The organism is Devosia sediminis, assembly GCF_016411825.1.
Lineage (GTDB): Bacteria > Pseudomonadota > Alphaproteobacteria > Rhizobiales > Devosiaceae > Devosia > Devosia sediminis.
In genome coordinates this window covers 433,568-450,421 of sequence record NZ_JAEKMH010000001.1, presented here as the reverse complement: position 1 = coordinate 450,421, position 16,854 = coordinate 433,568, and the positions used below count along the sequence as shown (strand labels likewise).

The 16,854-nt window shown below is 62.4% G+C and carries 16 protein-coding genes; 9 read left to right on the top strand and 7 right to left on the bottom strand.

Annotation, left to right across the window (positions count from 1 at the left end; translation table 11 throughout):
• The first annotated feature begins 65 nt into the window (after positions 1-65).
• Positions 66-515 carry a hypothetical protein gene (locus JEQ47_RS02345; RefSeq protein ID WP_198874781.1) on the top strand — a complete coding sequence of 150 codons (450 nt, stop codon included), beginning with the start codon at positions 66-68 and terminating at the stop codon, positions 513-515.
• On the opposite strand, the gene JEQ47_RS02340 is transcribed toward JEQ47_RS02345, so the two are convergent.
• The 3 genes from JEQ47_RS02340 to yghU form a co-directional block, all read right to left on the bottom strand.
• The gene (locus JEQ47_RS02340) at positions 516-2,588 is read right to left on the bottom strand and encodes a hypothetical protein (RefSeq protein WP_198874780.1); all 2,073 of its coding nucleotides are present in this window, start codon (positions 2,586-2,588) and stop codon (positions 516-518) included.
• Between the two features lie 44 nt (positions 2,589-2,632).
• On the bottom strand, positions 2,633-3,022 hold the full coding sequence (locus tag JEQ47_RS02335) for a YciI family protein (protein WP_198874779.1): 390 nt from the start codon (positions 3,020-3,022) through the stop codon (positions 2,633-2,635).
• Between the two features lie 100 nt (positions 3,023-3,122).
• Positions 3,123-3,989: a glutathione-dependent disulfide-bond oxidoreductase gene (gene yghU, locus JEQ47_RS02330; RefSeq protein WP_198874778.1), complete on the bottom strand. Its 867-nt coding sequence runs from the start codon at positions 3,987-3,989 to the stop codon at positions 3,123-3,125.
• A gap of 140 nt (positions 3,990-4,129) precedes the next feature.
• On the opposite strand from yghU, the gene JEQ47_RS02325 reads away from it, so the two are divergent.
• From JEQ47_RS02325 to JEQ47_RS02315, 3 genes are all read left to right on the top strand, one after another.
• The gene (locus tag JEQ47_RS02325; RefSeq protein WP_198874777.1) at positions 4,130-5,239 is read left to right on the top strand and encodes a THUMP domain-containing class I SAM-dependent RNA methyltransferase; all 1,110 of its coding nucleotides are present in this window, start codon (positions 4,130-4,132) and stop codon (positions 5,237-5,239) included.
• Positions 5,240-5,361: 122 nt separating this feature from the next.
• The gene (locus JEQ47_RS02320; protein WP_198874776.1) at positions 5,362-5,727 is read left to right on the top strand and encodes a response regulator; all 366 of its coding nucleotides are present in this window, start codon (positions 5,362-5,364) and stop codon (positions 5,725-5,727) included.
• A gap of 88 nt (positions 5,728-5,815) precedes the next feature.
• The gene (locus tag JEQ47_RS02315; protein WP_198874775.1) at positions 5,816-6,016 is read left to right on the top strand and encodes a CsbD family protein; all 201 of its coding nucleotides are present in this window, start codon (positions 5,816-5,818) and stop codon (positions 6,014-6,016) included.
• A gap of 96 nt (positions 6,017-6,112) precedes the next feature.
• Here JEQ47_RS02315 and JEQ47_RS02310 read toward each other — a convergent pair whose 3' ends face one another.
• The 3 genes from JEQ47_RS02310 to JEQ47_RS02300 all read right to left on the bottom strand — a co-directional run bounded on the left by JEQ47_RS02310 (position 6,113) and on the right by JEQ47_RS02300 (position 8,404).
• Positions 6,113-7,297 carry a PQQ-dependent sugar dehydrogenase gene (locus JEQ47_RS02310; protein WP_198875697.1) on the bottom strand — a complete coding sequence of 395 codons (1,185 nt, stop codon included), beginning with the start codon at positions 7,295-7,297 and terminating at the stop codon, positions 6,113-6,115.
• A gap of 177 nt (positions 7,298-7,474) precedes the next feature.
• The gene (locus tag JEQ47_RS02305; protein WP_198874774.1) at positions 7,475-7,864 is read right to left on the bottom strand and encodes a VOC family protein; all 390 of its coding nucleotides are present in this window, start codon (positions 7,862-7,864) and stop codon (positions 7,475-7,477) included.
• A 219-nt stretch (positions 7,865-8,083) separates the two neighbouring features.
• Positions 8,084-8,404 (bottom strand): ArsR/SmtB family transcription factor, encoded by a 321-nt coding sequence (locus JEQ47_RS02300; RefSeq protein ID WP_236020622.1) that lies wholly within the window; start codon positions 8,402-8,404, stop codon positions 8,084-8,086.
• Between the two features lie 684 nt (positions 8,405-9,088).
• Between JEQ47_RS02300 and greA the strand changes: the two genes are divergently transcribed.
• Positions 9,089-9,571 carry a transcription elongation factor GreA gene (greA, locus tag JEQ47_RS02295; protein ID WP_198874773.1) on the top strand — a complete coding sequence of 161 codons (483 nt, stop codon included), beginning with the start codon at positions 9,089-9,091 and terminating at the stop codon, positions 9,569-9,571.
• Between the two features lie 68 nt (positions 9,572-9,639).
• Here the strand turns inward: greA and JEQ47_RS02290 are convergent, their stop codons facing one another.
• Positions 9,640-11,001: a KAP family P-loop NTPase fold protein gene (locus JEQ47_RS02290; RefSeq protein WP_198874772.1), complete on the bottom strand. Its 1,362-nt coding sequence runs from the start codon at positions 10,999-11,001 to the stop codon at positions 9,640-9,642.
• Positions 11,002-11,456: 455 nt separating this feature from the next.
• Here JEQ47_RS02290 and JEQ47_RS02285 point away from each other — a divergent pair, with 455 nt between their 5' ends.
• The 4 genes from JEQ47_RS02285 (at position 11,457) to catB (ending at position 16,762) form a co-directional block, all read left to right on the top strand.
• Entirely contained in the window at positions 11,457-11,783 is a 327-nt protein-coding gene (locus JEQ47_RS02285) for a hypothetical protein (protein WP_198874771.1), read from the top strand.
• Positions 11,784-12,057: 274 nt separating this feature from the next.
• Complete coding sequence (carB, locus tag JEQ47_RS02280; RefSeq protein ID WP_198874770.1) at positions 12,058-15,369, top strand: carbamoyl-phosphate synthase large subunit; 3,312 nt, start codon at positions 12,058-12,060, stop codon at positions 15,367-15,369.
• A 91-nt stretch (positions 15,370-15,460) separates the two neighbouring features.
• Positions 15,461-15,922: a hypothetical protein gene (locus JEQ47_RS02275; protein ID WP_198874769.1), complete on the top strand. Its 462-nt coding sequence runs from the start codon at positions 15,461-15,463 to the stop codon at positions 15,920-15,922.
• Between the two features lie 216 nt (positions 15,923-16,138).
• A complete protein-coding gene (gene catB, locus JEQ47_RS02270) occupies positions 16,139-16,762 on the top strand; it encodes a type B chloramphenicol O-acetyltransferase (protein WP_198874768.1) in 624 nt (207 codons plus the stop codon).
• Positions 16,763-16,854: the final 92 nt, after the last annotated feature.

Here is a 16,854-nt window from a genome sequence, read left to right as displayed (position 1 = left end):
CTTGCCCGTCGGGCAAATTCCGGCATTGATGGCGAACCGCTTTCCGCGGCCCAGCGAGAGATCAGATGTTCACCCGCCTTGCGCTTGTCCTGTTGTCCGGCACCGTGCTCGCCGCGACACCCCTGCCTGCCCTCGCCCAGTCGGAAGAGGACGTCTACGCCAGCATCGAATCCATCCATGGCAATGCTGACGGCTTCTTCGAACTCTTCTCGATCCTCCAGGACGCCGTCATGTTCGGCGACCCCGTCACATTCGGCCAATATGCCTTTTTCCCGCTCACGGTGAACATCGATGGCGAGACCTATGAAGTCGCCCAGCCCGATGACCTGGCCTACGATTTCGACAACATCTTCACCGCAGGGGTACAGCAGGCTCTGATGGAACAGGATGTCGCCGACCTGATCGTCACCAGTGAAGGGGTGGGCATCGGCGATGGCGCCATCTGGATCACCAATGTCTGCCTCGACGACGCCTGCGAGGAGACGCAATGGGGCATTATTTCCGTCAATCCCTGATCAGGACTTCCCCATTGCCTTGGCCAGTGCCGTTCGCAGGGTAAGGAAACTGTCAGGCAGCAGGGGATGCAGGTTCCCGGCCCAGGTCAGCCTCTCGTCCAGACGAGCAAGGTCGACCGGCTTCTCGACCACGCCATTGCCCACAAGTTTCGCGGCCTGCGCGGCAGCCAGGCGCGCCACGTCTGCCGACTCGTCGCGCAGCGCTTCGCACCAGAGGGTGACCAGGTCATCGAGCTCGTAGGGGTCGGCCTCTCCATGCGCCGCAAAGTAGTTGGCCCGCATTGCCTCGAAATGCAGCAAGGCTTCCCGCCACGCGGCTGAAGCCTCACGGTCGCGCATGAATTTCTGTACCGGCCAGAGCAGTGCCGGCTCGTTGGGCAAAGCAAGCCGGTAGAGGTCGAGAGCGAGCTGGAAGGCCCTTTCATCGTCGGATTTGTCGGCCTCCATGGCCAGGCGCGCCTCGATCGCTTCCCCCAGCAGCAGCACGTGGCGGGCTTCCACCCACTCCATGAATTCCTTCACGGATGTGCCGACACCTGCGCTGTCCGATATTCGCGCGAAAGCCCGGCGAAGTTCACGCACGCCGTCCTGTGTGCGCATCCAGTCCTCCAGATGCTCCGAGCCCTCCAGATGCTCCGAGCGCTTGTCCAGCGCATCGATAATGGCCAACACCTGTTCGGGCGAGCCATTCCGCAGCGGCCAATGAAGGCAAAGCGCGGCCGAGCTGCCGCCACGCGTCTCGTCCAGGGCCTCCAGCGCCAGCCCCGCCAGCGCCGTGAGATGGACTGGCGAGCGGCTGTCCTTCCACCTTTCGACCAGCGCTACGCGGATCATCTCACGGGGCGCATCAGGCAGAAGCTGGCGCAATTCCGCCAGTGCGATCTCCGGATCGGTCGTTGCCGTTGTCGCGCCAAAGGCTGCCACGCTCTCGCGAACCGTCTGATGGAGCGCCAGGTCGGCCGCGGCCTCGTTGAGCTTTGCCTCCGAGACCTCGGTCGGGTCGAGCTGTTCAGCCAGCCATTTATGGTCGGGCGTCACCTCATGCACACCCCTCGCCCAATCCAGCGCGCCTTGCAGCGCGGCGAATTGCCGTGGATCGTCGAAGAAGTAGTCGCCGAGGAGGTCCGCCGCGGTTTCCGCCGCAAAGCGCGACGTCTCGGCGTCGGCGGACATGATGCCGCTGGCCAATCTCTCCACGGCCGCATCTTTGTTGAATCCGGCCAGCGCGCCTTCCACGTCATGGTAGCGGTGCAGCACCGCCTTGTCGTACCAGAGGTGCGCGCGGTCCCATTCCGGCCCGTCGTGCCGGTCGAGCGCCATGTGCACTTCGGCCATCAGCTCGGGCATGCGCGGCCAGGAATACTGCGCCAGTGCCCCGGCCATCTCGCGCGGTTCCAGCGGCTCCCGGTCCTCCCATTCCTCTATCTTGATCCGCAGCACAGCGAGCAGGCGGCCACGCAACCGCGGCCATATGCGCCGCACAGTCGTCTCGAGCGCGGCCGCGACATCGGGCGCTTCCGCCCGAACCCGCTCTGCAGCCCGTTCCAAACCCACGGCGACACCACCCCCGTTCATCATCGTATCCAGGGCGATGAAATGCGCATTGATCGCCTCATCGATCTGCGCAAGCAAACTGGGCCCGCCATCGCGCAGCGCGCGCAGGATGGTGCCGGTGAGCAAGCCAAAGCTTTTCTCGGGATTGGCCAGGGGAAGCCCCGCAAGGGCGGCAAGCGCCTGCGGGCGCCTCTGCACTTCCCAGGCCTGCAGCATCAATACCTGGCGATCATGCATCGACCAGTCCGGCGTCGCCGCGCGCAAGGCGGCTTCGGCCTCCAGGGGGCCGACATCGTCCGGCAGCGTCGTCACCGAAAGCAGAGCCTGATTTTCCGCCGAGATCACCGCGGCAAGCTGCTCGTTCGCTTGCTGCAGCCGATCAGTCAGCGTGGCCTGACCAGCCACCGGTGCGATCAACGTCTTGGCGCGGCGCCCCAACGACCAGAGCAATGCCGCAGCCACGGCTACCGCGACAACGGCAATAAGAATCCAGACAAAGTAATTGGCAGACGCGGTCATGCAGTGACTTTATCTGGCCTGTAGCGCCGCGTCAGTCTATTTCGTCAAAGTAATAATTCCGGCCGCCCCTCGCCCGTTTCGCTATGCGTATGCTCCACCAGTCCTCGTATTTCCATCCGGCCATACTTGAGGATGGGGTCATTCCGGAACAGCGGCGTCAGTGCATCGAGGCTTGGTGCTTCGAGCAACAGGAAGCCGCCAACCACTTCCTTGCTCTCGGCATAGGGTCCATCGACCGAAATGAGGTCGCCATCGACGTCGCGCAGCGAGCGCGCTGTTTCGATACCGGCCAGCGGCGAGGCGAAGATCAGGTGTCCACTCTGGCGCAGCATCCGGTCGTGCTCGATCGTGGCGTCGTCGAGTTGGCGGAAATCTTCCGCCGACAGGTGATCCATCGAGCCGGGTTCGAAATAGACCAGGGCCATGAAGCGCATAGCCGTTCCTCCAATCGGGTTCTGCTCAGACGACGAACGAACATGATCAATTTCGACCGGCCGAAGCAAAAATCCCCGCTTTCGCGGGGATTTCGTGGGGTCAAACCGTGCCGCGTTCTTTGCGCACGGCCAGCACCTTGTCCACATCGGCTGCAGAGTGACGCTCGTAGAGATGCTCATCCTCCGGGCCACTCGCGGCGTTGACACAGCGGCCGCGCTTGACCGGCTCGCGTGCGTCCACCTGCTGGGCCCAGCGCATCACATTCTTGTAGCTGCCGACATCGAGGAACTCGGCAGCATTGTAGGCGCGGCCCAGCACCAGCCCGCCATACCAGGGGAAGATCGCCATATCGGCAATGGTGTAGTCGCTACCCGACACGTACTCGTGCTCGGCGAGCTGCCTGTCCAGCACGTCGAGCTGGCGCTTGGATTCCATCGCATATCGGTTGATCGCATATTCGATCTTTGTGGGCGCGTAAGCGTAGAAGTGTCCGAACCCGCCACCGACGAAGGGCGCGCTGCCCATCTGCCAGAACAGCCAGTTCATCGTCTCGGCGCGCTTGGCCAAGTCCTTCGACAGGAAAGCGTCGAACTTGTCGGCGAGATAGACGAGGATAGAACCGCTTTCGAACAGCCGGATTGGCTTGTCCGGCCCGAAGTCGATCATGGCCGGAATTTTCGAATTGGGATTGATCTCGACAAAGCCCGAACCGAACTGGTCGCCCTTGCCGATATTGATCAGATACGCGTCGTATTCCGCATCATGTCCGGCCGCCAGCAGCTCTTCGAGCATAATGGTGCCCTTCTGCCCGTTGGGGGTCGCCAGCGAGTGCAGTTGCAGCTTGTGCTCGCCGCGCGGCAGTGCCTTTTCGTGCGTGGCCCCGGCAATCGGTCGGTTGGTGCTGGCGAAGGCGCCCCCGTTTTCCTTGTCCCAGGTCCAGACTTTGGGCGGCACGTATTCGGTCATCGCGAAGCTCTCTTGATGTGGATTTTGCGCGGCGACACTTCATCGCCTTTTGCCGATATAATCACAGTTGACGGCGAGCGTAACCCTCTGCAGGCGGATTCTTCGTTGCCAGCCCGGCTGGCCAGGGCTAAGCCTCCGCCATGACCACACCCGCCGCCTTCGACATCTTCCTCGTTGCCACGCCCGGCCTCGAAGCGCCTCTTGCCGAGGAGGCCCGCGCCGCAGGTTTTGCCGAGGCCGCGGTTTCCGATGGTGGCGTCACCTTTGCCGGCACCTGGTCCGATGTCTGGCGCGCCAACCTGGTTTTGCGCGGCGCCACGCGTGTCCTCGCCCGTGTGGCATCCTTCCGGGCCATGCACCTCGCCCAGCTCGACAAGCGCGCCCGCAAGCTGCCTTGGTCCGAGATTCTGCGCCCCGATATTCCGGTCCATGTGGAGGCGAGCTGCAAGCGCTCGCGCATCTATCATGACGGTGCCGCCGCACAGCGCGTCGCCACGGCCATCCGCGAGGAGCTGGGCGCCCCCGTCGCCGAAGACGCTGCCCTGCGCATCATGGTGCGGATCGAGGACGATCTGGTCACCGTCAGCATCGACACGACCGGGGAGAGCCTCCACAAGCGCGGCTTCAAGGAAGGCGTAGCCAAGGCCCCGATGCGCGAAACCATGGCGGCCATGTTTCTCCGCCAATGCGGGTATACCGGCACCGAACCGGTGCTCGATCCCATGTGTGGCTCCGGCACCTTCGTCATCGAGGCCGCCGAGATCGCCCGCGGCCTCGCTCCCGGCCGCGAGCGCAGTTTCGCCTTCGAGCAATTGCCTGGCTTCGACGCCGGCACCTGGTCAAAACTCCGCGGCGCCAATACCGCGAATTCGACCGCACAGCGCTTCCATGGCTCCGACCGTGATGCCGGCGCCATACGCATGGCCAATGAAAATGCCACCCGCGCCGGGGTTGCCGATCTCACGACCTTCACCCAGCAATCCATCGAGGATCTGACGCCTCCCGAAGGCCCAACGGGCCTCGTCATCGTCAACCCGCCCTATGGCACCCGTATTGGCGAAAAGGGCCCGCTGATCGGTGTCCACCGCACCCTCGGCACCGTGCTGAAGTCGCGCTTTGCCGGCTGGCGGGTCGGCGTCATCACCGCCGACAAGCAACTCGCCCAGGCCACCGGCCTCCGCTTCGAGCCACCCCTGCCGCCAGTTCTGCATGGCGGCATCCGTGTCGGACTCTACCGGGCCAGCCTCTAGAGGCCAGTCGATACAATTTGAACCAATTGCTAACCATACTGGCAGCCATGCATTCACCTCATGCAACTGTGGGTGTGTAGCGGGCTTATCCTCCTGTCTTCAGTGCAAAGGGGGAAAGTCCCATGACCACTCTCTCGCGTGTTCTCGTGGTCGAGGACGAGATCATTACATTGCTGGCCCTGGTCGACGATCTGGCGGATCGCCAGCTCGAAGCCGTGCCGGTCACCACCGCGAAAGGCGCCGCCAGCCTGCTCGCCTCGGTGGACGCCCTCATCACTGACATCGAATTGCCCGGCGCCTATGACGGGCTGCACCTCGCCCGCCTCGCCGCCAAGCAGCATCCCGGTCTGCCCATCGTGGTCGTCTCGGGCGGCGTCACGCCGACCGCCAGCCAGTTGCCGGACGGCGCGGTCTTCATCCCCAAGCCCTATAACGTCGACGACGTCCTCGCCGCGCTTGACCGCCAGCGCGTCGCCCACGCCGCCTGATCTTCCAAAGACGTGTGGCTTCAAAAAGTTGGAACGCTGACTCTTCTCGGGCGTTCTACTTACATGAACCTGACAGAGGAGAGATCCAATGGATTGGAACCGTATCGAAGGCAGCTGGAAGCAGTTCTCGGGCAAGGCCAAGGAACAGTGGGGCAAGCTCACTGACGACGACATTGCCCAGATCAACGGCAACCGCGAGCAGCTCGAAGGCAAGCTTCAGGAACGCTATGGCAAGGCCAAGGACGAAGTCCGCAAGGAAGTCGACGACTGGCATGGCCGGCTGAACTGAGCCAGCCTCCACGCAAAGAACCCGGCGCAAGCCGGGTTTTTTGTTGCCCATATTTGGCGAGCGAGAAAGCCCGGCATCGCTGCCGGGCCATCCTGTTTACGAGGCGCTGCCGATGCGCACGATGGTCGAGGTGCCCGCATCGCGGTCTTCGGTCACGGCATAGACCGCGCCATCCTGCCCGACCTTGACGTCACGCACCCGCGCGCCGAGATCGATCCGCTCTTCCGTCGCCACCCGGTCGCCGTCCATGGTCAGCACGACCACGCCCTGCGCCACGAGCCCGCCCACGAGGAAGGCGCCGTCCCAGGCGGGAAATTCCTCGCCCTCGTAATAGGCCATGCCCGACGGCGCGATCACCGGATCCCAGTAATAGACCGGCTGTTCGGTTTCTTCGCTCTGGGTAATGCCCTCGCCGATCGCGGCGCCGCCATAGGCCACGCCATAGGTCACTTCCGGCCAACCGTAGTTGAGCCCCGCTTCGGGCAGGTTGAGCTCGTCGCCACCCTGGGCGCCATGCTCCACCGTCCACAGCCGGCCTTCGCCGTCGAGCGTTGCCGACTGCACGTTGCGATGCCCCAGGCTCCAGATTTCCGGCAGTGCATCGGCGGTGTCGGCAAACGGATTGCCCTCGACCGGTTCGCCCTCCGGCGTGATGCGGAAAATCTTGCCAAGGCCGCTGGCCAGTTCCTGCGCCTGATCGCGGATCGGCTCGTCCGAGCGCTCGCCCACGGTGAGGTAGAGGTTGCCATCCTCGGTCGGGACGATTCGCGAGCCGAAATGCAGCCCGCCGTCATAGGTCGGCTCCTGCTGGAAGATCACCGCCACATCGCTGACTTCGCCGCCGCCGGCATCGTCGAGCGTCAGCGTGGCGGACGCGAGCGCCGTGCCATTGCCGCCCTCGCGCGGTTCGGCAAAGGAGAAATAGATCCGGCCGCTGGTTTCGAAATCGGGCGCCAGCGCCACGTCGAGCAGCCCGCCCTGGCGCTGCGCCGCCACTTTCGGCAATTCGCCCGTCACTTCCGTGGCCTGGCCCTCGGGCGTCACGATATGCAGCTTGCCTTCCTTGGCGGTCACCAGCATGCGCCCGTCGGGCAGGAATTCCATCGCCCAGAGCTGCGGCAGGCCTTCGGCGATCACCTCCGTCTCGACTGCAGTCGCTTCGGCCGGCTGCGCCGCACGCGTCTGTCCCTCGAAGGCCGGCTGCTGGTCGGGCGCATTGGCCGGAGCGGCATTGATATCGGTCTGGCCCAGAGCGGGCAGGGCGACAAGGGTGGTCAGCATGGTGCCAACAAGCAGGCTTGCGGAAAGCTTCACGGGGGGAAATCTCCTTGCAGAATGAAAGCCGCCAAGCTGGCGGCAACACTGCGTAAGGCTTCCCGGGCCGCCATGGTTGCCTGCCGCCCGGTCACTTAAATGTGGGTTCCTCAGTCACATGTTAGCCCGGTTGGTGCGAGGCGTTCACTTCATCTGCACGATCTGGATCAGGTTGCCGCAGGTATCGTCGAACACCGCCATCAGCACCGTGCCCGCATCCATCGGCTCCACCGTGAAGCGCACGCCCTTTTCCCTGAGCCGTGCCACTTCGGCCGCCATGTCCTCGACCATGAACGAGGTATAGGGAATGCCGTCGGCCACCAGCGCATCCTTGAACGGCTTTGTCGCCGGATGCCCGCTGGGCTCCAGCAGCAGCTCGGTCCCCTCGGGCTCACCCGGCGAGGTCAGCGTCAGCCAGCGATTGCCCTCGCCCATGTCGATATCGTGCTTGACCACGAAGCCGAGCACATCCCGATAAAACTCCAGCGCCTTGACCTGATCGTCCACCGGCACGCTCGTCACATAGATTTTCATGTTTTTCGTCCCTTTTTGATTTCAACCAACGCACCGCCCTTGGGCCTATCCGAAGGGCTTTTACGCGCATCACCAATTCCGAAGTCACCCCACCCTCAGTCCCTCCCCATCAAGGGGAGGGAGGCGCAGGTTCAGGCGCCAGTGTTCATCGTCTCCCTCCCCCTGTGGGGAGGGTAGCGGAGCTGGCCGGAGGCCATAGCGAAGCTAGGGTGGGGGTGACTACCCTGCCTCCTCGGCAAGATACCGCCCAAGCCACGCCGCCTGCGCTGCCTTGAGCGGCCCCAGTTCCAGCGCATGCAGCTTGGTCCGCCCCGACCATTCCACCCGCACAAGTCCTGCCCGCTCGAGCACATCCAGATGCTGGCTCACCGCCTGTCGCGACATCGCTGGCTGCCCCTCGGCCACCGCCCCCGCGCACAGCTCGAACAGCGACTGCCTTGGCCGCGCGGCGAGCCGATCCACGATCCGCCGCCGCGTCGGATCGGCCAGGGCCTTAAAGATCGCGTCGAGATCGTCCGAGGTCATCGCTCCAACAGGCAAGTGTTTTCTTGCATGTTTATAGGCAAGCAAATACTTGCATGTCAAGGCGTGCAAATTCGGTCGAGTGAGGGGAACTGACGGTGCCTCGAGACGCTCTTCGCCTCCGAGTAATTAAGTAGTGAGACGCGGGGCGCCTCGAGGCATCGGGATTTCCGGCCGATGAGCCAATCGAGCGCAGCTCGCATTGGCCTTCTTCCTTCCAATCGCTCCACTGGAGCGATCGGCCCTGCGGGACAGGGCGAAGGGTTTCACCAGGGAGGACATTGCTGCCCCAACCCGTCCCCCGACCCAGGCTCCGTAACGATTCAGAGCCCACCCGACTGTCACCGGGCAGTTGATCGTTGCAACTCCATCTTTGGGCGGTTGATGCGGTGAGTATGGGGGCTGTTTTGGAGGCGGTGATAACATCGTGTGGGTTGAGAGATGGATTGCCCGGTCAAGCCGGGCAATGACGGTGGTGGGAGCATCCGGTATCATGACGGCCGTCACCACCCGGCTCGACCGGTGGTCCATCGTTCCTCTGTACAAGAACCCCCACCCAGCCTCCCCCTGAAACAGGGGGAGGGACGGATCGGGCTTGCTTCGATCTCCGCGAACACCCAAATCTGCTCCTCCCCCTTCTTCAGGGGGAGGCCGGGTGGGGGGCCCGACCGCACAATGGATTGCTGACCAGGATTTTTTTCAGTGAGCGTAGCCTTTACCAAGGAAGACAGTGCCGAGACGGCCGCCGAAACCATGCTGCCGGAAAAGCCCGTTCCCGAGGGTCCGAACCTCGTCACATCAAACGGCCTCGCACTGCTCGAACGCCAACTGGCCGAAGCCAAAGCAGCCTACGAAACCGCCCTCACCGTGGAAGACATCAACGAACGCCGCCGCCAGGCCGCCAACCCATATCGCGACCTGCGCTACCTCACCGAACGCCTCCGCACCGCCCAGCTCGTCCCGCCGCCCGAAACCACCGACACCGTCGCCTTCGGCTCCCGCGTCACGTTTGAGCGCGACGACGGGCGCACCCAGACTTTCACCATTGTCGGAGAAGACGAAGCCGATCCGAAGGCGGGCACAATCTCGTTCGCCTCACCCCTGGCGCGGGCGCTGATGGGCAAGGGTGTGGGGGATGTGGCGATGCTGGGTGAGGCAGAGGTGGAGATTGTGGGGATTGGGTGAGAGATCGGAAATGACGACCCGCCGGTGACGTGTAGGCATCGCTGGGACTGTGTCAACGCCTTCCTGCGCTAACTCAGGCGATCAACTATCTCATTGGCCGTATAGGCTATCACACCGGCACGATCATCATCAATGTGGTACTGGTAGAGGTTTTGACCGTGACCTTTGAGTTCTTCCGGAAGCTCCTTGGATAGGCAATAAGTCCACCATTCAACCTGCCACTCTGCACTACGATCAGCATTTTTGCCCAAGGGCGCTAACTCTAATGCTGTCAATACTTCATCCAACTCTAAAGTTCCAAACTTCGCTTTTAGAAATAATCTAGGCTCCAAGATTTTTAGTACAATAAGACCACCAATTATCGGACCAAGTCTCAATTGATTTTTCGGGGTGAATGCGATCGCCACCGAGAGCACCGTAAACGCTCGCTCCAGCGCCCTCAAACTACCGTTTCGGCGCTCTAATACACGGACTATTGCTTGGCTTGCTGCTCCAAGCGGACTGTCGTTGTCTTGGGGGATGGCAAGAGATTTCTTCAGGTACTCAGCATACCTAGCAAGTCTGCGGGACTCAGGTCTTGATGTTGTATCAACAAAGGCAACACCCAAGTTTACAAATTTCTGGAGATAGGCTTGCGCGTCAATATCCGAACCATAGACCGCACGGACCGAGGCCTCCAATTGCCCCATGTGCACACCTAAAACAAAGTGGACATTAGGCACCGACATAAAGTGCTTTATCCTTTCCAGAACAGATAAAGCAAATATCGGCCTGCACCGATCCAATTCATCAATAATGAAAACCAAAGGATTTACCTTGTCGAAGCCTTTTGCCTTTGCAAATTTTACCGGAAGTTCAGAAAGCTCGCCACGAAACGCTTCGACTGTGTTTTTTTGCTCGTTTGGTTTAGCCAAAAGGCTTTCCATGTACTTTTCCGCAACAGAGGAAAGCTCCTCCTCAACATCCTTCTGAGCTATTTCTAGATCGGAGGACGCCAATAGACCTGCAGTTGCCGCCCGGACACCGACATTGATGGCAATCCGACCCGCGCCGCGTAGAAGCAACCCACCAAGCTCGATCGATCGGTCCTTAAGCGACTCGGTAGCTTTCGTTGGCAGCGACGTCATCTTCTCGGATAGCGCGACCAGCTCCCTCGCAAGCGCTCCAAAAGCTTCGTCTACATAGTCATTTTCAAAGGCATCGAAGACGATTACGGGGAATTCCGCTTTCCTTAGCTCCCCCGCCCACATTCTTAGGAACGTTGATTTGCCGGAACCCCAAACACCGTCGAGCGCAACGACCATAGGAGCTTCAACACGACTGACAAGGTTGGTTAAACCTTCGCCCAACTTCATGCTACCGAACAGGTCCTTGCTGGGATCGAACCCGTCGCCATCGCCAATATCTAAATTGGTAGGATAAACTTTCATGATAAGACCTGTAGCAAGTTCCAATCCGTCCGTTACTGTCTAATAGGCAAGGAAGATTCGCGAGTCTTGATCGCCACTCACTGTGGGCCTGATGTTGATGCGATCTTCGGTGACACCGCCCGCCAAACCACTATGCCTTGCGTCTAAATACGCCACCGCCATCTCGGCACCGCAATCTGTCCGCATCAACGCGCATCCAGCGTCGACCGGATTCACATGCGCGCCACAATTACACTTCTCTTCGCCCTGCTCGCAGCCTCCGCCGCGAGCGCAGCTCAATCGCCCAGTTCCGCCGTGGAAGCGCAGCTTTGCCGTTGGCAGGTCGAAGCGCTGGTCTCGCGAGACAAGCTGACTGCGGAAGAACGGGCCCGCTTTGAGAAACAGTGCGACTGTCTTGAAAATCTTCCGGACAACGGGGATCGGTCGCTGTGCACTGCGACCTGGGAAAACCAATGATGCGTGCCGTAGCACTCAGCCTCCTCGTGCTGTCCTTCCCTGTCGTCGCCCAGGAATCGACCGACTGGCAGAAGCAGAAATGCGCGCTGTACGAGGATGCCTGGACCAGGGCTCTCGACAGCATCGGCTCGGACGACATCAACTACAATTTCCTCGCCACCAACGAGAACTTCATCGCCTCGGGTTGCACCGAGACCATAGCGGCCTGCCCTCAATCGGATAAAGAGCGGGAAATCTCGGAACTGCTGACAATCGTCATGATGAACGAAGGGGCGGCCAGCACCTTCTTGCCGTTCCGCTGCCCGCCTGCGCAAGGCGAGTTGTAGGCAACCTTGTGGGCCTCGCGTGAAAGCTCGACTTCATCGACCGTCGCCCCCTTCCCTTCCGCCGACTCTTCCGCTACACCGCCCACCTAACCACCATGTTCGGTCTTTTCCCCCGTGCCGCAGTGCTCAGCTGCAGCGCGGGTTTCGCGCGGACGGGTGCGTCCGGGCGATTCTCATCGCCTGCTTACCGGAGCGTTGCCAGAGAAAGTGGCTCCCACTTTTTCGGTTCGGCCGCGCGACCACGTCGAGACCTGACAGAGCCAGAGCGAGCGCCATGCCAAAACGTACCGATATCAAGTCGATCCTCATCATCGGTGCGGGTCCGATCATCATCGGGCAGGCTTGCGAGTTCGACTATTCCGGCACCCAGGCCTGCAAGGCGCTCAAGGAAGAGGGCTACCGGATCATCCTGGTGAACTCCAATCCGGCGACGATCATGACCGATCCGGACCTGGCCGACGCCACTTATATGGAGCCGATCACCCCCGAAGTGGTCGCCAAGATCATCGAGAAGGAGCGCCCCGACGCGCTGCTCCCCACCATGGGCGGCCAGACGGCGCTCAACTGCGCGCTGTCGCTGCGCAAGATGGGTGTGCTCGACAAGTTCAACGTCGAGATGATCGGCGCCACCGCCGAAGCCATCGACAAGGCCGAGGATCGCGAGCTGTTCCGCGACGCCATGAAGAAGATCGGGCTCGAAACCCCGCGCTCCATGCTCGCCCACAACACCATCGAAGCCCTCCAGGCGCTTGAGGTCATCGGCCTGCCGGCCATCATCCGCCCCAGCTTCACCCTTGGCGGCACCGGCGGCGGCATTGCCTATAACCGCGAGGAATATCTCGCCATCTGTGAGAGCGGCATCGACGCCTCGCCCACCAATGAAGTGCTCGTCGAAGAGAGCGTCCTTGGCTGGAAAGAGTACGAAATGGAAGTTGTCCGCGACAAAAAGGACAACTGCATCATCATCTGCTCGATCGAAAATATCGATCCGATGGGCGTGCATACCGGCGACTCGATCACCGTCGCCCCGGCTTTGACGCTGACCGACAAGGAATACCAGATCATGCGCGACGCCTCGCTGGCTGTCTTGCGCGAGATCGGCGTCGAAACCGGCGGCTCCAACGTCCAATTCGGCATCAATCCGGCCGATGGCCGCATGGTCGTCATCGAGATGAACCCGCGCGTGTCGCGCTCCTCGGCTCTGGCCTCCAAGGCAACTGGTTTCCCCATCGCCAAGGTCGCGGCGCGCCTTGCCGTCGGCTACACGCTGGATGAACTCGAAAACGACATTACCGGCGGCGCCACCCCGGCCTCGTTCGAGCCGACCATCGACTATGTGGTCACCAAGATCCCGCGCTTCGCCTTCGAAAAGTTCCCCGGCGCCGACAATCGCCTGACCACCTCGATGAAGTCGGTCGGCGAAGCCATGGCCATCGGCCGCACCTTCCAGGAATCGCTGCAAAAGGCCCTGCGCTCGCTCGAAACCGGGCTCACCGGCCTCAACGAAGTCGGCATTCCCGGCATCGGCGAGGGCGAGGACCTGGCCGCCATCAAGCAGGCCCTCGGCACCCCGACCCCGTCGCGTCTACTGCACGTCGCCGAAGCCATGCGCCTCGGCGTCTCCAACGAAGACATTTTTGAAGCCTGCAAGATCGACCCCTGGTTCCTCGAGCAGATGCGCGGCATCGTCGACACCGAAGCCAAGGTCAAGGAGTTCGGCCTGCCGCAGGACGCCGCAACGCTGCGCAAGCTCAAGTCCATGGGCTTTTCCGACGCCCGCCTCGCCCAGCTCGCCGGCCTCAAGCCCTCCGATGTCCGCAAGCTGCGCCACAGCCTCGAAGTCCGCCCCGCCTACAAGCGCATCGACACCTCGGCGGCCGAATTCGCTTCGCCGACCGCCTATATGTATTCGACCTATGAAGCCCCGTTTGCCGGCAAGGTCGACGACGAGGCGCGCCCGTCCGACCGCAAGAAGGTCGTCATTCTCGGCGGTGGCCCCAACCGTATCGGCCAGGGCATCGAGTTCGACTATTGCTGCTGCCATGCGGCCTTCGCGCTGGCCGATGCCGGCTACGAGACCATCATGGTCAACTGCAATCCGGAAACCGTCTCGACCGATTACGACACTTCCGACCGCCTCTATTTCGAGCCGCTGACCGAGGAAGACGTCATCGAGATCCTGCTGACCGAAAAGCAGAACGGCACGCTCCACGGCGTCATCGTGCAGTTCGGCGGCCAGACCCCGCTCAACCTCGCCGAAGCCGTGCAGAAGGCCGGTGTGCCGATCCTCGGCACCCAGCCCGACGCCATCGACCTCGCCGAAGATCGTGACCTCTTCTCCAAGCTTCTCAACAAGCTCGAGCTGACCCAGCCCAAGAACGGCATCGCCTATTCGCTGGAGCAGGCCCGCCTCGTCGCCGAGCGCCTCGGTTACCCGCTGGTCATCCGCCCGTCCTATGTGCTGGGCGGCCGCGCCATGGCCATCGTCCACTCGGCCAATGAATTCGAGCGTTATGTCCAGGACACGCTGACCGGCCTCGTCCCGCCCGATATTCTCCAGCGCTACCCCAACGACAAGACCGGCCAGATCAATTCGGTGCTGTCCGACAACCCGCTGCTGTTCGACGCCTACCTCTCGGGCGCCATCGAAATCGACGTCGATGCCCTCTGCGATGGCAAGGACGTGTTCGTCGCCGGCATCATGGAGCATATCGAAGAGGCCGGCATCCATTCGGGCGACTCGGCCTGCTCCCTGCCGCCGCGCTCGCTGCCCCCCGAAGTCATCGAGGAGCTCAAGCGCCAGACCCGCGAACTCGCCTTCGCGCTCAAGGTCGGTGGCCTGATGAACGTGCAGTTCGCCTATAAGGACGACACGATCTACCTGATCGAAGTGAACCCGCGCGCCTCGCGCACCGTGCCCTTCGTCGCCAAGGTCATCGGCGAGCCCATCGCCAAGATCGCCTCGCGCGTCATGGCCGGCGAAAGCCTTGCGAGCTTCAATCTCACCGAGAAGACCCTCAAGCACATCGCCGTCAAGGAAGCCGTGTTCCCCTTCAACCGCTTCCCCGGCGTCGATACGGTGCTCGGCCCGGAAATGAAATCGACCGGCGAAGTCATCGGCCTCGATCGCGATTTCGCCATCGCCTTCGCCAAGTCGCAGATGGGCGCCGGCCAGAAGGTGCCGACCGCGGGCAAGGCCTTCATCTCGGTGCGCGACGATGACAAGCAGTACATTGTCGACATGGCTCGACACCTGGTCGAAGCCGGTTTCGAAATCCTCGCCACCGGCGGCACCCAGCGCTATCTCGTCGACAACAATGTCCCGGCCACCAAGATCAACAAGGTGCTCGAGGGCCGCCCGCATATCGTCGACTCGATGAAGAATGGCGGCGTGCAGCTGGTGATCAACACCACCGATGGCCTCAAGTCGATCAGCGACAGCCGCGATATCCGCCGCACCGCCCTCCTGGCCAAGATCCCCTACTACACCACCATCGACGGCGCCCTCGCCGCGGTGGAGGGGATCGTCGCCCTCAAGCAGGGTAGCCTGCAGGTCCGCGCCCTGCAGGAATATTTTGCGGCCTGATCATCAGGAACGGGAGGGGTTCGCCCCTCCCCATTGACGGCGCTACCTGCCTCGCCCATCGTGTCCACCCGGCCAAACCGTGGTGGACCCAATGAAAAACCTCGCCCTTGCCCTGCCCGTCCTCGTCCTCGCCTTGCCGGCGCAGGCGGCCGAGCCCACCAACATGATCACCATGGACGGCACCTGCGAAAGCCTCGTGGTCGATGGCGACGATCTCTCCGCCGACTGCAAGGACAGCGTCATGCAGGTGATCTACGACATTGGCCGCGTCGGGCTCTATGCCTTTGCGGGCGAGCAGATCGTCACCTTTTCGGGCACCTCCGACGAGGTGATCGACAACGAAATCCACCACCAGCTCGATCAGGTCGTGCTCGGTGTCACCGGCAGCGATCCGCGCTCGGTCCCGGCTCGCGGCACCTGCATCTACGAAAACCCCTATGAAGGCGCGCCGGCCCGCTTCACCTGCGAGGCGCGCGCCAAGTCCGGCGCCAGCTACACGCTGAGCTTCGTCACCGATGGCGCGACGCCCGAAGACATCATGGCCGAGGACTGAACCCCTCGACGCCGGCCACGCTTTGCGCTACCGAGGCGACACCATGAAGCTTGCAGACCGAACCAGCTCCATAGCGTTCCCCCGCGCCTGACCCGCGCAAGGAACGCCCTCCGACCGGCCCGGCGCGCCGGCGCATGATGCTGCGCGCCCGCCGGTCTTCCCCACACTCTGCATTCTTGCGCCGCCTCTGCGGCTGCACCGCTTCATGGAACAAACATGTCCAACTTCTTTGAAAGCCCGTTCCTGGGCATTCCGCTCGACCGCCAGGTCACCAACCCCAATATCCTGGTCGGCCGCTACAGCTACTATTCCGGCTATTATCACGGCCACGGCTTCGATGACTGCGCCCGCTACCTGATGACGACGCCGGGCGTCGATCGGCTGGTCATCGGCGCCTTCTGCTCGATCGGTTCGGGCGCCGCCTTCATCATGGCCGGCAACCAGGGCCACCGGAACGACTGGGTCTCGACCTTTCCCTTCGCCTTCGTGCCCGATGCGCCGGAATTCGCCACGGCCGTCAATGCCTTCCAGCCCGCGGGGGATACGGTCATCGGCAACGATGTCTGGATCGGCTCCGAGGCCATCGTCATGCCGGGTGTAAAGATCGGCCACGGCGCCGTCATCGGCACCCGTGCCCTGGTGACCAAGGATGTCGAGCCCTACACCATTGTCGGCGGCAATCCGGCCAAGCCCATCCGCAGGCGCTTTGCCGACGAGCACATCGCGATGCTGCTCGACATGGCATGGTGGGACTGGCCGGTCGAAACCCTCTCTGAAGCCATGCCCTTGCTGACGTCCGCCGACATTGCCGGCCTCCACGCCTTCTGGCGGGCGCAGTGATCACCAAATGGCGGGTGCCAGGCGCATCCGCCATTCCCTTCCGCTCATCCTGGGTTCATGCTGGCTCCGCTATCGAGGCGCATCCGTCATTC

Bases quoted from the DNA above. Each gene is read 5' to 3' on its own strand.
- JEQ47_RS02285 (WP_198874771.1), top strand. From the start codon at position 11,457: ATGCGTGCCGTAGCACTCAGCCTCCTCGTGCTGTCCTTCCCTGTCGTC.
- JEQ47_RS02310 (WP_198875697.1), bottom strand. From the start codon at position 7,297: ATGCTGACCACCCTTGTCGCCCTGCCCGCTCTGGGCCAGACCGATATC.
- JEQ47_RS02345 (WP_198874781.1), top strand. From the start codon at position 66: ATGTTCACCCGCCTTGCGCTTGTCCTGTTGTCCGGCACCGTGCTCGCC.
- JEQ47_RS02325 (WP_198874777.1), top strand. From the start codon at position 4,130: ATGACCACACCCGCCGCCTTCGACATCTTCCTCGTTGCCACGCCCGGC.
- JEQ47_RS02320 (WP_198874776.1), top strand. From the start codon at position 5,362: ATGACCACTCTCTCGCGTGTTCTCGTGGTCGAGGACGAGATCATTACA.
- carB (WP_198874770.1), top strand. From the start codon at position 12,058: ATGCCAAAACGTACCGATATCAAGTCGATCCTCATCATCGGTGCGGGT.
- catB (WP_198874768.1), top strand. From the start codon at position 16,139: ATGTCCAACTTCTTTGAAAGCCCGTTCCTGGGCATTCCGCTCGACCGC.
- JEQ47_RS02290 (WP_198874772.1), bottom strand. From the start codon at position 11,001: ATGAAAGTTTATCCTACCAATTTAGATATTGGCGATGGCGACGGGTTC.
- JEQ47_RS02335 (WP_198874779.1), bottom strand. From the start codon at position 3,022: ATGCGCTTCATGGCCCTGGTCTATTTCGAACCCGGCTCGATGGATCAC.
- JEQ47_RS02305 (WP_198874774.1), bottom strand. From the start codon at position 7,864: ATGAAAATCTATGTGACGAGCGTGCCGGTGGACGATCAGGTCAAGGCG.
- JEQ47_RS02275 (WP_198874769.1), top strand. From the start codon at position 15,461: ATGAAAAACCTCGCCCTTGCCCTGCCCGTCCTCGTCCTCGCCTTGCCG.
- JEQ47_RS02340 (WP_198874780.1), bottom strand. From the start codon at position 2,588: ATGACCGCGTCTGCCAATTACTTTGTCTGGATTCTTATTGCCGTTGTC.
- yghU (WP_198874778.1), bottom strand. From the start codon at position 3,989: ATGACCGAATACGTGCCGCCCAAAGTCTGGACCTGGGACAAGGAAAAC.
- JEQ47_RS02315 (WP_198874775.1), top strand. From the start codon at position 5,816: ATGGATTGGAACCGTATCGAAGGCAGCTGGAAGCAGTTCTCGGGCAAG.